The organism is Caenimonas soli (assembly GCF_013155545.1).
In the GTDB taxonomy this organism is placed as follows: Bacteria; Pseudomonadota; Gammaproteobacteria; order Burkholderiales; family Burkholderiaceae_C; genus Ramlibacter; species Ramlibacter soli.
The window spans coordinates 87,121-98,667 of record NZ_JABJVV010000022.1 but is presented as its reverse complement, the minus strand read 5'-3'; the positions used below and the strand labels follow the sequence as shown (position 1 = coordinate 98,667).

Genomic DNA, 11,547 nt, shown 5'->3' with positions numbered 1-11,547 from the left:
GCCGTGAAGTTCACCGACAAGGGCGAGATCGTCATTTCGGTGCGGGCCAGCGAGCGAACCGAGAAAGACGTGCTGCTGCACTTCCGGGTGCAGGACACCGGCATCGGCCTCACGTCCGAGCAGATGAGCCGGCTGTTCCAGAGCTTCTCGCAGGCCGACACCTCCACCACCCGCAAGTTCGGCGGCACCGGCCTGGGCCTGGCGATCTGCAAGAGGCTGGCCGAACTCATGGGCGGCGAAGTGGGCGTGCAAAGCGAGCACGGCAAAGGCAGCACCTTCTGGTTCAGCGCGCGCTTGGGCATAGGCTCCATGGCGCGGCGCGAACTGCTGCCCAACCCCGACCTGCGCGGCCGCCGTGCGCTGGTGGTGGACGACAACGACCATGCGCGCGCGGTCATCATCGGCATGCTGGAAGGCATGACTTTCCTGACCACCGAAGTCGCCTCCGGCGCGGCCGCGATCGAAGAGGTCCGCAGGGCGGCCGGCGAGAGCCGTCCCTACGACGTGGTTTACCTCGATTGGCGCATGCCGGGCATGGACGGAATGGAAACGGCGCGCCGCATCAAGTCGCTGGGCCTGCCGACCACGCCCATGTTTCTCATGGTGACGGCGTACGGCCGGGAAGAGGTGCTGAAGGAAGCCGAAGGCGCGGGCATCCAGAACGTGCTGATCAAGCCGGTCAACGCCTCCATACTTTTCGACACCACGATGGACGTGCTGGGAGGCCGGCGGCTGGAGCAAGCACCGGGCGCGCAGCAGCCCGGCGGCGGAGTCGACGAGCGCCTGGCCGCGATACGCGGCGCGCGCATCCTGCTCGTCGAGGACAACGACATCAACCAGCAGGTCGCCCGCGAATTGCTGGAAGACGCGGGCCTGATCGTCGATGTCGCCGACAACGGCCAGGTCGCGCTGGAACTGACGCAGAAATTTTCTTACGATATGGTCTTCATGGACATGCAGATGCCCGTCATGGACGGTGTCACCGCCACCCGTGAAATGCGCAAGCAGGAGCGGCTGGAGCATCTGCCGATTGTGGCGATGACGGCCAACGCGATGGAGCAGGACCGCCGCAAGTGCATGGACGCGGGCATGAACGACTTCCTGATCAAGCCGATCGATCCGAAAGACATGTGGGCCATCCTGGTTCGCTGGGTGCGGCCGCGCCGCGCCGCCCCGCTCGCCGTCCCGACGGTACCGGTCCAGGCGCGGCCCGCTGCGCCCATCCAGGGTAGCGCGCCCGCGAACGACGGCCTGCCGCATGGCATCGCCGGCCTGGACACGGCGCTGGGATTGAGCCGCATGATGGGAAAAAAGCCGCTGTACCTGGCGATGCTGCGCCGCTACGCGGTGGGCCAGCAGGATGTGGTGCGCGACATCCGCAACGCACTTGCCACCGGCGACGTCGCGACGGCCGAGCGACTCGCACACACGACCAAGGCGGTATCGGGGAACGTAGGGGCCACCTTGATCCAGGAGCGCGCCACGGCCCTGGAAGCCGCGCTGCGACAGGGCCATGGCACGCCACAGGCCGAACCGCTGCTCGCCGAGCTGGAAGCGCCAATGAGCGAATTGCTCGCCGCACTGGGCGCCCACCTGGCGCTGGAAGCTGCCGCGCGCGCCTGATTCGGGGCGATGGTTTGCGCGATTCTCCTAGCGCACGCTAAGCAATCGGCTTAAGCAGCAAGGTGGGTCGCGTGGTTTGATAAGGTATCGCGCGCAGCTGCGCTTCACGACAAGGGTTTTTCTTATGGGTCATGCACAACCGGTTGGGGCTAAACCAGAAAGGCAGCAGGCGCCGCAAGCCGCCGGGCTCGCGGACCTGGTCAACCGCCTCGCGCAGGAGCTGGCCGAAGCACGGCGCGCCCTGGCGGCCGCTACCCAGAAACTGGGCACGACCAGCCGCACGCTGGAAGGCCGGACACAGGAATTGACCGAAGCGAAGGCCGCTCTTGCCCTGCTGCTGGCGACCCTGGATTCCACCACCGAGGGCATCCTGGCCATGGGCTATTTCGGCCGCGCCATGCACTACAACACGCGCTTCATCGAGATGTGGGGCATCTCCGCGGACAAGCTGGCCACGCTCAACGACGGCGCGCTGATGGCCATGCAGATGTCACTGGTCAAGGATCCCGCGCGGTTCCTGGCGCATGTCGAAGCTCGCAAGGCCAACCCCGACACCGAACAATTCATCATGATCGAGTTGACCGACGGGCGCATCTTCGAATGCCACGTCATGCCGCAACGCGTGCGCGGCAAGCGCGTCGGCTCGGTCACCAGCTTTCGCGACGTGACGGAGACCCAGCGCCTGGGCCGCGTGATCTCGGCGCTGGAAGCCGAGATGCCGCGCGAAGTGGCCGAGGCCAAGGCTTCTGCGTACTAGCGGTCACCGGAAGAAGCCGTCCCACACCAGCTTGGTGCCGGTGAGGAACATGCCGGTATAGATCAGGCGGTAGAACACCAGCGGCTGGATGCGATGGGCCAGCTTCACGCCGACGAGCACGCCAATCGGAGCGATCGGCAGCAAGGCCAGCGACGTCGCCATGTTGCGCAGGTCCAGCAGGCCCAGCCAGGCGTACGGAACCCACTTGCTGAGGTTCACCACGAAAAAGAACGCGGCCATCGTTGCCGTGAACACCAGCGGCGGCAGGCGCATCGGCACCACATAGGCACTGACCGGCGGCCCGCCCGCATGCGCCACGAAACTGGTGAAGCCCGACGCCACGGTGAGTATGGCGCCCAGCCACTTGGGCGGATGCGGGCTGTCCGGCCTGGGCGGGAACAGCAGGCGCTGGGCCAGGAACAGCAGCGTGAAAACGCCCACGATGCCTGCGACCAGGCGGGCGTCCAGCAGCTTGAACGACAGCGTGCCCACGACCGTCCCCAGCAGGCCCAATGGCACCAGGAAGCGGATCAGCTCGCGGTCGAAGTGCTTGCGAAAGGTAGCCAGGCCCATCACGTCCATCAGCAGCAAGATCGGCATCATGATGGCCGCCGCCTGGGGCACCGTGACCGCGAGCGCCAACAGGGGCACGGCGAGCGAGCCGAAACCCGCGCCGAAGCCGCTTTTGCTGATGCCCATCAGCAGCACCGCCGGAATGGCGACGGCGTAGAAGTACGGATCGGTGATGAGCGGGAAATTCAACAGGGCTATTCTGGCAGCATCCCGCCCGGCGCAGCCCTAGCCCCAGCTCGGCACCAACTGGAACTGCGCCTGCAAGGTTTCGCCGGGCGCCAGCCGCGCCCCGCCCAAAGGCCCGTGGCCATGCTGGGGCAGCAGGTTGAGCCAGTCGGTGCATTGGCTCACCGGCTCGGCGCAGAAATGGTCGAATCCGCGCGGGCAATAGACCACGAAGTAGTCGAGCGGCGCCTGCGCTTGCATGACCAGCCTGCGGCGCGGGCCGGCTGAGTCGGCCGGCCACTCGACGATGGCCTCGCGCTCCCAGCCGACGAAATTGTTGTCCAGGTCGAGTTCCGACAGCACGATGCCGGTGCGCAGTTTCTTCACCGCATCACTGACTTCCACGGTGGTGGGCATGACTTCGGCGTCCCCGCCCCACATCGCCTGCGTGCGACTGGTGAGTCTGGCGCCAGGCGTGTGGGGAAAGTAGGGGTGATGTCCGATGCCGGCGGGCATGGCGGCGGTGTCCTCGTTGGTCAGGGACATCGACACCGAAAGCCGGCGCTCGCTGAGCGCGAAGCGTTGCCGCGCCGAGAACCGCCAGGGCCAGGCCCGGCTGGCTCCGACCTCCAACGCCAGTTCCGCCTGCGCCGCATCGGCAGTCACCACCTGCCATGGAAGCTGCCAGCCGATGCCGTGCAGGGGATGCGGCGAATCGGCCGATGGATGGTTGGGTGGAAAGCGGATTTCGCGTCCCTCGAAACTGGCCCTGCCCTGGCGGATGCGATTGCAGAACGGCAGCAGCGGGAAGCTGGCCATCCCCAGAGGATTGCGCATTGCCCGGGCCTCGTCGGTTGCAGGACGCAGCCAATCGAGGCGCCGCTCCACCCCACCCTCGCGCCACTCGCGGCTGAAGCCGGCGATGGAGCCGCCGACGGCGGGCGCCAGGGCGAGCCTCAATTCGCCCGCGGCCAATTCGACCAGGTCGGTGTCAAGCGCAATTTGCGTGTATTCGTACTCGGCAGCTGTATAGGGCATGGCGGACAGTGTAGGAACTGCCGCCATGCGCGCAACGTTGGTGCCCGGTCACAATTGGCACAAGTTGTGGGTTCTCAGACCCGTTCGAGGATCACGGCAATGCCCTGTCCGACGCCGATGCACATGGTGCACAGTGCATAGCGCCCGCCGCTCTTGTGCAACTGGTTCACTGCCGTGGTGGCCAGCCGGGCGCCCGAGGCGCCCAGGGGGTGCCCCAAGGCAATGGCGCCGCCGTTCGGGTTGACGCGCGCGTCGTCGTCCTTCAGTCCCAGGAGCCGCAACACGGCGAGGCCCTGGGCCGCGAAGGCTTCGTTGAGCTCGATGACGTCAAGCTGCTCGAGCTTGATGCCGGTGAGGGCCAGCACCTTCTGCGTGGCAGGCGCCGGGCCTATGCCCATGACGCGCGGCGCCACTCCCGCCGTGGCCATGCCGACCACCCGGGCGCGCGGGGTTAGGCCGTGCCTGGCGGCCGAGGCTTCATCTGCCAGCAGCAGCGCGCAGGCGCCGTCGTTGACGCCGCTGGCGTTGCCGGCCGTTACCGTGCCGTCGGGCCGGACCACGCCTTTGAGCTTGGCCAGCGCCTCCAGGCTGGTTTCGCGCGGATGCTCGTCGCGGCTCACGACGATAGCGTCGCCCTTCTTCTGCGCGATCGTGACCGGCGTGATCTCGGCATCGAAGAAGCCGGCCTTCTGCGCGGCCACGGCTTTCATCTGCGACGCCAGCGCCATGCGGTCCTGCGCCGCGCGTTCGATCTTGTAGTCGGTGGCGACGTTCTCGGCCGTCTCGGGCATGGAGTCCACGCCGTGCATCTCTTTCATCAGCTTGTTGACGAAGCGCCAGCCGATGGTGGTGTCATAGACCGCGTTGTTGCGCGCAAAGGCGCTCTCCGCCTTGGGCATGACGAAGGGTGCGCGGCTCATGCTCTCGACGCCGCCGGCAATCATCAGCGTGGCCTCGCCGGCCTTGATCGCCCGTGCCGCCGTGCCGATGGCGTCCAGCCCCGATCCGCACAAGCGGTTGATCGTAGCGCCCGGCAGCTCGATGGGCAGGCCCGCGAGCAGGCTCGCCATGTGCGCCACGTTGCGATTGTCTTCGCCCGCCTGATTGGCGCAGCCGAAGATCACATCGGTCACGGCCTGCCAGTCGACCTTGGGATTGCGCGCCATCAGCGCCCTGAGCGGGATGGCTCCCAGGTCGTCGGTGCGCACTGACGACAGCGCGCCGGCATAGCGGCCGAAGGGAGTGCGGATGGCGTCGCAGATGAATGCGTGTTTGGTCATGGCGTGTGCTTCCAGTTAATCAGGTGGCAATCGGCAGGCCGACCAGCCGTTCAAGTTCAGAGTGCGAGAGACCATCGATCTTGTCGATAAGCTTCATTCCCTGGGGCGTGCACTCCAGCGTAGCGAGGTCCGAATAGATGCGCTTGACGCAGGCGATGCCGGTGAGCGGGTAGCTGCACTGGGAGACGACCTTGCTCTCGCCCTTCTTGGTCAGGAGGTCCATCATCACCCAGGTCTGCCGGGCGCCTATTGCCAGATCCATGGCGCCGCCCACGGCGGGAATCGCATCCTTCTCGCCCGTGTGCCAATTGGCGAGGTCACCGGTGGCCGAGACCTGGAAGGCGCCGAGGACGCAGATGTCCAGGTGGCCGCCGCGCATCATCCCGAAGCTGTCGGCATGGTGGAAGAAAGCGCCGCCGGGCAGCAGCGTGACGGGCTGCTTGCCCGCATTGATGAGGTCGTAGTCTTCCTCGCCCGGCGCCGGTGCCGGTCCCATGCCCAGGATGCCGTTCTCGCTGTGCAGGATGACTTCCATGCCGGCCGGCAGGTGGTTGGCCACGAGCGTCGGCATGCCGATGCCGAGGTTGACGTAGGCCCCGTCGTGGATGTCGCGGGCGACTCGCTGGGCGAGCTGGTCCTTGTTGCGTTTCTGGTAGGTCATGTGCTTTCCTCAGGCCACTTGCTTGAAGCCGCCGGCCTGCGTCGCGGTGCGACTTATCTTCACGATCTTGCTGACGAAGATGCCGGGTGTCACGATGTGCTCGGGATCGAGAGCGCCCAGCGGAACGATCTCATGCACCGTGGCGACGGTGCGCTTGGCCGCCGTTGCCATCACCGGCCCGAAGTTGCGGGCGGCCTTGCGGTAAGTGAGGTTGCCCCAGCGGTCGCCGCGCTCGGCCTTGATGAGGGCGACGTCGCCGTAGATTGGGTACTCCAGCACATAGGGCCGGCCGTCGATCTCGCGCGTTTCCTTGCCCTTTGCCAGGTCGGTGCCGTATCCGGTGGGCGTGAAGAACGCCCCGATGCCGGCGCCCGCCGCGCGTATGCGTTCGGCCAGGTTGCCTTGCGGCACCAGCTCCAGCTCGATCTTGCCACTGCGATACAGCGCGTCGAATATATGGCTGTCGGCCTGGCGCGGGAAGCTACAGATGATCTTGCGCACGCGGCCGGTCTTGAGCAGTGCGGCCAGACCCTGCTCGGCATTGCCGGCGTTGTTGTTGACCACGGTCAGGTCGCGCGCGCCCTGTTCGATCAGCCCGTCGATCAGCTCGTTGGGGATGCCGGCGGTGCCAAAGCCGCCAATCATCACGCAGGCGCCGTCGCCTATGTCTTGCAGCGCCTCGCCGATGCTGGCGGCTGTCTTGTCGATCATGGAAAAGTCCTTGTCAAAGCAGACGGGTCTTGTTCTAATTGCGAACAAGTGTTCGTATATTGAATTTTAAGGGCGCGCCGGCCGAATGGCAAATTCCTCCTCCGATCCCCTCAGACCCGGCGACAGCTATGTGCAGTCTTTCGCCCGCGGCCTGGAAGTGATCCGCTCATTCAGCGCCGCCGCACCGCGCCAGACCCTGACTGAGGTGGCGGGCCGCGCGGGCCTGACCCGGGCCGGCGCCCGGCGGATCTTGCTGACGCTGCAAACCCTGGGCTACGTGGAAAGTGACGGCAAGCTGTTCTCGCTGACCCCTCGCATCCTGGACCTGGGTTTCGCGTACCTGTCGTCTATGCCGATCTGGAACCTGGCCGAGCCGGTCATGGAAGCGCTGGTGGAGCAGGTCAAGGAATCGTGCTCGGCCGCCGCTTTGGACGGTACCGACATCGTCTACGTCTTGCGCATTCCCACCCGCAAGATCATGAGCATCGGCCTGGGCGTTGGTTCGCGCCTGCCCGCTTATTGCACGTCCATGGGCCGCATGCTGCTGGCGGCCCTCCCCGACGAGGAAGCGCTACGGCGGCTGCGCGCTTCCAAGCGGACGCCCTTCACGCGGCATACGGTGACCGACGTGGACGCGCTGTTCGCCAAGGTCCAGCAGGCCCGCAAGCAGGGCTGGTGCCTGGTGAACCAGGAACTGGAGGAGGGTTTGATTTCCATCGCCGCGCCTGTGACCAATCGGACAGGCGACACGGTTGCAGCTCTGAACATCAGCGGCCAAGCCAACCGCACCAATGCCAAGCTGATGCAGGAAACCATGCTGCCGCCCCTGTTGGAGGCGGCGCAAACCATTTCGCAGTTGCTGGGCGCACACCGCGCCTAGCGCCGGCTAAGGTCGCTTGAAGCTCAGGACAAGCAGGACGCCCCCCAGCACGATGGCGCCCAGGCTGAGCCACTGGGGAATGTTGACGGCTTCCTTTTCCTGGACCTGCAGCTTGATCGGCCCGAGCTGGGCCTGGGTGGTGTTCTTGGTGAAGCTGAAACCACCCGTGAAGAACCCGGCGATGCCCAGCACCAACAGGACGATCCCGACAATTCGTGTGGCAGTCATAGAGGTCTCCAGTTGCTATCACCGTCAGATTAACAGCTACTAGCGAACTCAGCCGTAGGACAAGCGCGTGCATGCTACGCTGGACGGATGTTCAATCCCTCGCAAGCGGATGTGCGGCGGTTCTTCTGTGCCGTGCATGCCAAAGCCCGCGCTGGCCAACCCATGGACGCATTGGAGACCCTGGCCGGACAGTGGCTGGACCAGCATCCCGAGTACCACCCCGAATTGGGGGATGCCGAGGCTGCCGTCGCCAAAGTGTTCGACGGCGGTGACGGCGGCGCCAATCCTTTCCTTCATTTGTCCATGCACTTGTCGATCAGCGAGCAATGCTCGATCGACCAGCCGCGCGGCATCCGCCAGGCTGTCGAGTTGCTGGCCGCCCGCCGCAACTCCCTGCACGACGCGCATCACGAAGCCATGGAGTGCCTGGGGCAGATGCTCTGGGAAAGCCAGCGCTCGGGCCGGCCGCCGGACGGCGCTGCGTATATCGAGTGCGTGCAGCGTCGGGCTACGCGGGACTAGGCGGCCGAGGCGCGCACCAGCGCCATGAACTGCTGCAGCAGCGGCGAGGCAGGCAGGTCGCTGCGCAGCAGCAGGCCCACCGGCTCCTCTGTTCCCTGCGTTGCCACGCGCAACCGTACCAGCTGCTTGCCGGCCAAGTCGTCGGCGACGGCGCCCAGCGGCGTGAACCAGACAGCGTCGGACTCGCGTGCGAGCAGCCGCGCCACCGACACCACCAGTGTTTCCGTTCGATGCGACGGCAGCTTGAGGCCGAATGCGCTGAGCAAACTTTCGGTGTTGTGGCGCGGGATCGTGCCTTCGCTGTACACCACCAGCGGATAGCCGAGCACGGCCTGCATGGAAGGCTGCGCCTGGCCGGCCAGGGGATGGCCAGGCCGGACCGCGAGCACGAGCGGCTCCACGTGCAGCAGCTCGAACGACAGGCCCACCATCAGCTGGGGGTCGGCCATCCGGCCCGCCACGAGGTCGAGCTCGCCGGCCCGCAATTCCTCCAGCAGGCGTGCATTGGCCTCGCTCTTGAGCTGTATCTGCACCTCGGGCTGGCGGCGCCGGAACTCCGCCAGCGGAGCAGGCAGCAAGGATGGGCCGACACTGGGCAGTGCCCCGATGCGTAGGCGAGTTGTGCGCGCCGCGCTCGCGGGCGACAAGGCCAGCGCCGCCTCGCCCAGCGTTTCCAGCACGCGCAGCGCATGGGCCAGCAGTTGCTGGCCCGGCGGAGTGAGCTGCGCCCCGCGCCTGCCGCGTTCCACGAGCGCGACGCCTGCAAGTTGCTCCAGCTCTGCCAGCGTCTTGGAGATGGCGGGCTGGCTGAGGGAGAGCCTCGTGGCGGCACGCGCCAGGTTGCGCTCCTGCGCCACCGCCACCAGGCAGCGCAGATGCCGGAGCTGGACACTGCGGGAAAACGCCTCGGGCCCAGCCAGCATTTTCAATTACCTCAGGTTATGGAAAAACGATTGCTTTTCAATTTACTTCAATTCTATTGATGAATAAAGTGTGACCCATGACCCAATTCATATCCCCTAGGGACTGGGCGAGCCACCCGCCCTACGTCTACCCCGGCTACAAATCGACCCTCAAACGCGGCCCGACCCGTCCCCTCATCCCGATCAAGGCCGCCTTGGGCGAGCTGGCCCAGCCCGTCTACGGCCACGACGCGGTGGGCGAGTTGGACCATGACCTGACGCGCAATGCCCGGCGCAATGGGGAGCCCCTGGGCGAACGCATGGTGCTCACGGGCCAGGTGCTGGACGACCGCCACCGCCCGGTGGCCAACACCCTGGTGGAGCTGTGGCAGGCCAATGCCTGCGGCCGCTACGTGCACAAGGTGGACCAGCACGACGCGCCGCTCGATCCCAACTTCCTGGGGGCCGGCCGCTGCCTCACGGACAGCGAGGGACGCTACCGCTTCCTCACCATCAAGCCCGGCGCCTACCCCTGGGGCAACCACCCCAACGCGTGGCGGCCCCAGCACATCCACCTGTCGCTGTTCGGGCAGCATTTCGCCAGCCGCCTCGTGACGCAGATGTACTTCCCCGGCGACCCGCTGCACCAGTACGACCCCATGGTCATGAGCGCGCCCGAGCGCCTGCGCAAGCGCCTGATTGCCGATTTCAGCCTGGACGCGACCGAGGAAGGTTACGCGCTGGGCTATGTGTTCGACATCGTGCTGCGCGGCGCGGACGAGACACCTTTCGAAAGCCGCTGATGAAGACACTTTCTTTGATGACCGGCCAGCAGGCCGACTTCGGCGCCACACCCTCGCAGACCGTGGGGCCGTTCTTCGCGTACGGCCTGACCGCACGCCAATACGGCTACGACTTCGGCCAGCCCTTCGATGACGTGGTTGCCCTGCCGCAGGCGCAAGGCCAGCACATCGTGCTGGAAGGCCGCGTGCTGGATGGCGACGGCCAGCCCATCGTGGATGCGATGGTGGAGATCAGCCAGGCCGATGCACAAGGGCGCTATCCGGCGAACATCGAAGAGGTGAAGGCCAGCGGCTTTCGCGCCTTCGGCCGGGTGGGCACCGGCACCGACCCGGACCAGCGCTTCGTGTTCCGCACCATCAAGCCCGGGGCCGAAGCGCCAGGGCAGGCGCCTCACATCAATGTCATCGTGCTGATGCGCGGCATGCTGCTGCACGCGTTCACACGGGTGTATTTCAGTGATGAAGCGGCGGCGAACGCGGCCGACGCTGGGCTCAATTCGGTCCCGCCGGAGCGGCGGGACACCCTGATCGCCCAGCGCCGCGAGGAAGGCGGGCTAGCGGTCTACCGCCTGGACATCCACATGCAGGGACCGCAGGAGACCGTTTTCTTCGACGTGTAGGCTAGCGGAACTTGTTCTCGGGCTTGACCTTGAGGTCGCCCTCGAGCGAGCCGACGTAATTGGCCAGTTCCTTGAGTTCGGCGTTGCTGAACTGCTTGGCGATGGCGCCCATGATGCCGTTGCTGCGGCCGACCGCGGGGTTGTTCTCGGCCTTGTAGGCCTTCAGCGCCACGAACATGTAGTCGGCATGCTGGCCGGCGATCTTGGGATAGCTAGGATCGAGCGGCTTGGCGAAGTTGGCGCCGTGGCAGGAAACGCAGGCAGCCTTTTGCATCAGGGCGGCCACTTGCGGGCTCGGCTCCTTGCTGGGCTTGTCGGCCAGGGTCTTGCCTTCTTCCTTGCCGTGCGATTCGTAATAGGCGGCAATATCGTTCATGTCCTGTTCGGACAGCGTATCGGCGATGCCGCGCATGGTGGGGTGCTTGCGGTCGCCGTTCTTGTAGGCGGTGAGCGCGGCCACGATGTACTTGGCGCTCTGGCCCGAAATCATCGGGACCTTGTGGACCTCGGGGAAGCTCGCCTGGTAGCCCTTGATGCCGTGGCAGCCGATGCACATGGCCACCTTGGACTCGATCGACTTGGCGCCGCCGGCCGCGGCCGGCGCAGCGGGTTTGGCGGCCGGTGCGGCGGTGGAAGCCTTTTGCTGGGCCGGCGCCGAGGCCTGGGCATGCGCGAAGCTGGTCACCGAAGCGACAGCCAGGGCGAATAGCGTGGTCAACAACTTGTTCATTTTGCGAGCACAATCGGGTGAGAGGTCAGTCTTCTAATCAACCTTTGATTATAT

The 11,547-nt window shown here is 66.0% G+C and carries 14 protein-coding genes; 6 read left to right on the top strand and 8 right to left on the bottom strand.

Going from position 1 to position 11,547, the window contains the following annotated elements; translation table 11 throughout:
* Positions 1-1,623 (top strand): response regulator (locus HNE04_RS25355; protein WP_172225871.1); only part of this gene is annotated, 1,623 nt, incomplete at its 5' end.
* Positions 1,624-1,747: 124 nt separating this feature from the next.
* A complete protein-coding gene (locus HNE04_RS25350) occupies positions 1,748-2,380 on the top strand; it encodes a PAS domain S-box protein (RefSeq protein WP_172225869.1) in 633 nt (210 codons plus the stop codon).
* A 3-nt stretch (positions 2,381-2,383) separates the two neighbouring features.
* On the opposite strand, the gene HNE04_RS25345 is transcribed toward HNE04_RS25350, so the two are convergent.
* The 5 genes from HNE04_RS25345 to HNE04_RS25325 all read right to left on the bottom strand — a co-directional run bounded on the left by HNE04_RS25345 (position 2,384) and on the right by HNE04_RS25325 (position 6,808).
* Positions 2,384-3,142 carry a sulfite exporter TauE/SafE family protein gene (locus tag HNE04_RS25345; protein WP_172225867.1) on the bottom strand — a complete coding sequence of 253 codons (759 nt, stop codon included), beginning with the start codon at positions 3,140-3,142 and terminating at the stop codon, positions 2,384-2,386.
* Positions 3,143-3,178: 36 nt separating this feature from the next.
* The gene (locus HNE04_RS25340) at positions 3,179-4,156 is read right to left on the bottom strand and encodes an aldose 1-epimerase (protein WP_172225865.1); all 978 of its coding nucleotides are present in this window, start codon (positions 4,154-4,156) and stop codon (positions 3,179-3,181) included.
* 74 nt (positions 4,157-4,230) lie between these two features.
* A complete protein-coding gene (pcaF, locus tag HNE04_RS25335) occupies positions 4,231-5,436 on the bottom strand; it encodes a 3-oxoadipyl-CoA thiolase (RefSeq protein ID WP_172225863.1) in 1,206 nt (401 codons plus the stop codon).
* Between the two features lie 19 nt (positions 5,437-5,455).
* Positions 5,456-6,097 carry a 3-oxoacid CoA-transferase subunit B gene (locus HNE04_RS25330; RefSeq protein ID WP_172225861.1) on the bottom strand — a complete coding sequence of 214 codons (642 nt, stop codon included), beginning with the start codon at positions 6,095-6,097 and terminating at the stop codon, positions 5,456-5,458.
* 9 nt (positions 6,098-6,106) lie between these two features.
* Complete coding sequence (locus HNE04_RS25325) at positions 6,107-6,808, bottom strand: 3-oxoacid CoA-transferase subunit A (RefSeq protein WP_172225859.1); 702 nt, start codon at positions 6,806-6,808, stop codon at positions 6,107-6,109.
* A gap of 85 nt (positions 6,809-6,893) precedes the next feature.
* Here HNE04_RS25325 and HNE04_RS25320 point away from each other — a divergent pair, with 85 nt between their 5' ends.
* Positions 6,894-7,688 carry an IclR family transcriptional regulator gene (locus HNE04_RS25320; RefSeq protein ID WP_172225857.1) on the top strand — a complete coding sequence of 265 codons (795 nt, stop codon included), beginning with the start codon at positions 6,894-6,896 and terminating at the stop codon, positions 7,686-7,688.
* A gap of 6 nt (positions 7,689-7,694) precedes the next feature.
* On the opposite strand, the gene HNE04_RS25315 is transcribed toward HNE04_RS25320, so the two are convergent.
* The gene (locus HNE04_RS25315; protein WP_172225855.1) at positions 7,695-7,916 is read right to left on the bottom strand and encodes a hypothetical protein; all 222 of its coding nucleotides are present in this window, start codon (positions 7,914-7,916) and stop codon (positions 7,695-7,697) included.
* A gap of 87 nt (positions 7,917-8,003) precedes the next feature.
* Here HNE04_RS25315 and HNE04_RS25310 point away from each other — a divergent pair, with 87 nt between their 5' ends.
* Positions 8,004-8,438, top strand: coding sequence for a DUF1841 family protein (locus HNE04_RS25310; RefSeq protein ID WP_172225852.1), 435 nt, complete (start codon positions 8,004-8,006; stop codon positions 8,436-8,438).
* On the opposite strand, the gene HNE04_RS25305 is transcribed toward HNE04_RS25310, so the two are convergent.
* Positions 8,435-9,361: a LysR substrate-binding domain-containing protein gene (locus tag HNE04_RS25305; protein ID WP_172225892.1), complete on the bottom strand. Its 927-nt coding sequence runs from the start codon at positions 9,359-9,361 to the stop codon at positions 8,435-8,437. The two genes, HNE04_RS25310 and HNE04_RS25305, sit on opposite strands and share 4 nt — an antisense overlap.
* A gap of 77 nt (positions 9,362-9,438) precedes the next feature.
* On the opposite strand from HNE04_RS25305, the gene pcaH reads away from it, so the two are divergent.
* Positions 9,439-10,143, top strand: a complete 705-nt coding sequence (gene pcaH / locus HNE04_RS25300; protein WP_172225849.1) for a protocatechuate 3,4-dioxygenase subunit beta — start codon at positions 9,439-9,441, stop codon at positions 10,141-10,143.
* A complete protein-coding gene (gene pcaG / locus HNE04_RS25295) occupies positions 10,143-10,763 on the top strand; it encodes a protocatechuate 3,4-dioxygenase subunit alpha (protein WP_235965407.1) in 621 nt (206 codons plus the stop codon). The genes pcaH and pcaG overlap by 1 nt, the downstream gene beginning before the upstream one ends.
* 1 nt (position 10,764) lies before the next feature.
* On the opposite strand, the gene HNE04_RS25290 is transcribed toward pcaG, so the two are convergent.
* Entirely contained in the window at positions 10,765-11,493 is a 729-nt protein-coding gene (locus HNE04_RS25290; protein WP_172225846.1) for a c-type cytochrome, read from the bottom strand.
* Between the last annotated feature and the right edge of the window lie 54 nt (positions 11,494-11,547).

Excerpts from the sequence above, each read along its gene's own strand:
- pcaF (WP_172225863.1), bottom strand. The coding sequence starts at position 5,436 with ATGACCAAACACGCATTCATCTGCGACGCCATCCGCACTCCCTTCGGC.
- HNE04_RS25350 (WP_172225869.1), top strand. The coding sequence starts at position 1,748 with ATGGGTCATGCACAACCGGTTGGGGCTAAACCAGAAAGGCAGCAGGCG.
- HNE04_RS25330 (WP_172225861.1), bottom strand. The coding sequence starts at position 6,097 with ATGACCTACCAGAAACGCAACAAGGACCAGCTCGCCCAGCGAGTCGCC.
- HNE04_RS25325 (WP_172225859.1), bottom strand. The coding sequence starts at position 6,808 with ATGATCGACAAGACAGCCGCCAGCATCGGCGAGGCGCTGCAAGACATA.
- pcaH (WP_172225849.1), top strand. The coding sequence starts at position 9,439 with ATGACCCAATTCATATCCCCTAGGGACTGGGCGAGCCACCCGCCCTAC.
- HNE04_RS25315 (WP_172225855.1), bottom strand. The coding sequence starts at position 7,916 with ATGACTGCCACACGAATTGTCGGGATCGTCCTGTTGGTGCTGGGCATC.
- HNE04_RS25340 (WP_172225865.1), bottom strand. The coding sequence starts at position 4,156 with ATGCCCTATACAGCTGCCGAGTACGAATACACGCAAATTGCGCTTGAC.
- HNE04_RS25310 (WP_172225852.1), top strand. The coding sequence starts at position 8,004 with ATGTTCAATCCCTCGCAAGCGGATGTGCGGCGGTTCTTCTGTGCCGTG.
- pcaG (WP_235965407.1), top strand. The coding sequence starts at position 10,143 with ATGAAGACACTTTCTTTGATGACCGGCCAGCAGGCCGACTTCGGCGCC.
- HNE04_RS25320 (WP_172225857.1), top strand. The coding sequence starts at position 6,894 with ATGGCAAATTCCTCCTCCGATCCCCTCAGACCCGGCGACAGCTATGTG.
- HNE04_RS25290 (WP_172225846.1), bottom strand. The coding sequence starts at position 11,493 with ATGAACAAGTTGTTGACCACGCTATTCGCCCTGGCTGTCGCTTCGGTG.
- HNE04_RS25305 (WP_172225892.1), bottom strand. The coding sequence starts at position 9,361 with ATGCTGGCTGGGCCCGAGGCGTTTTCCCGCAGTGTCCAGCTCCGGCAT.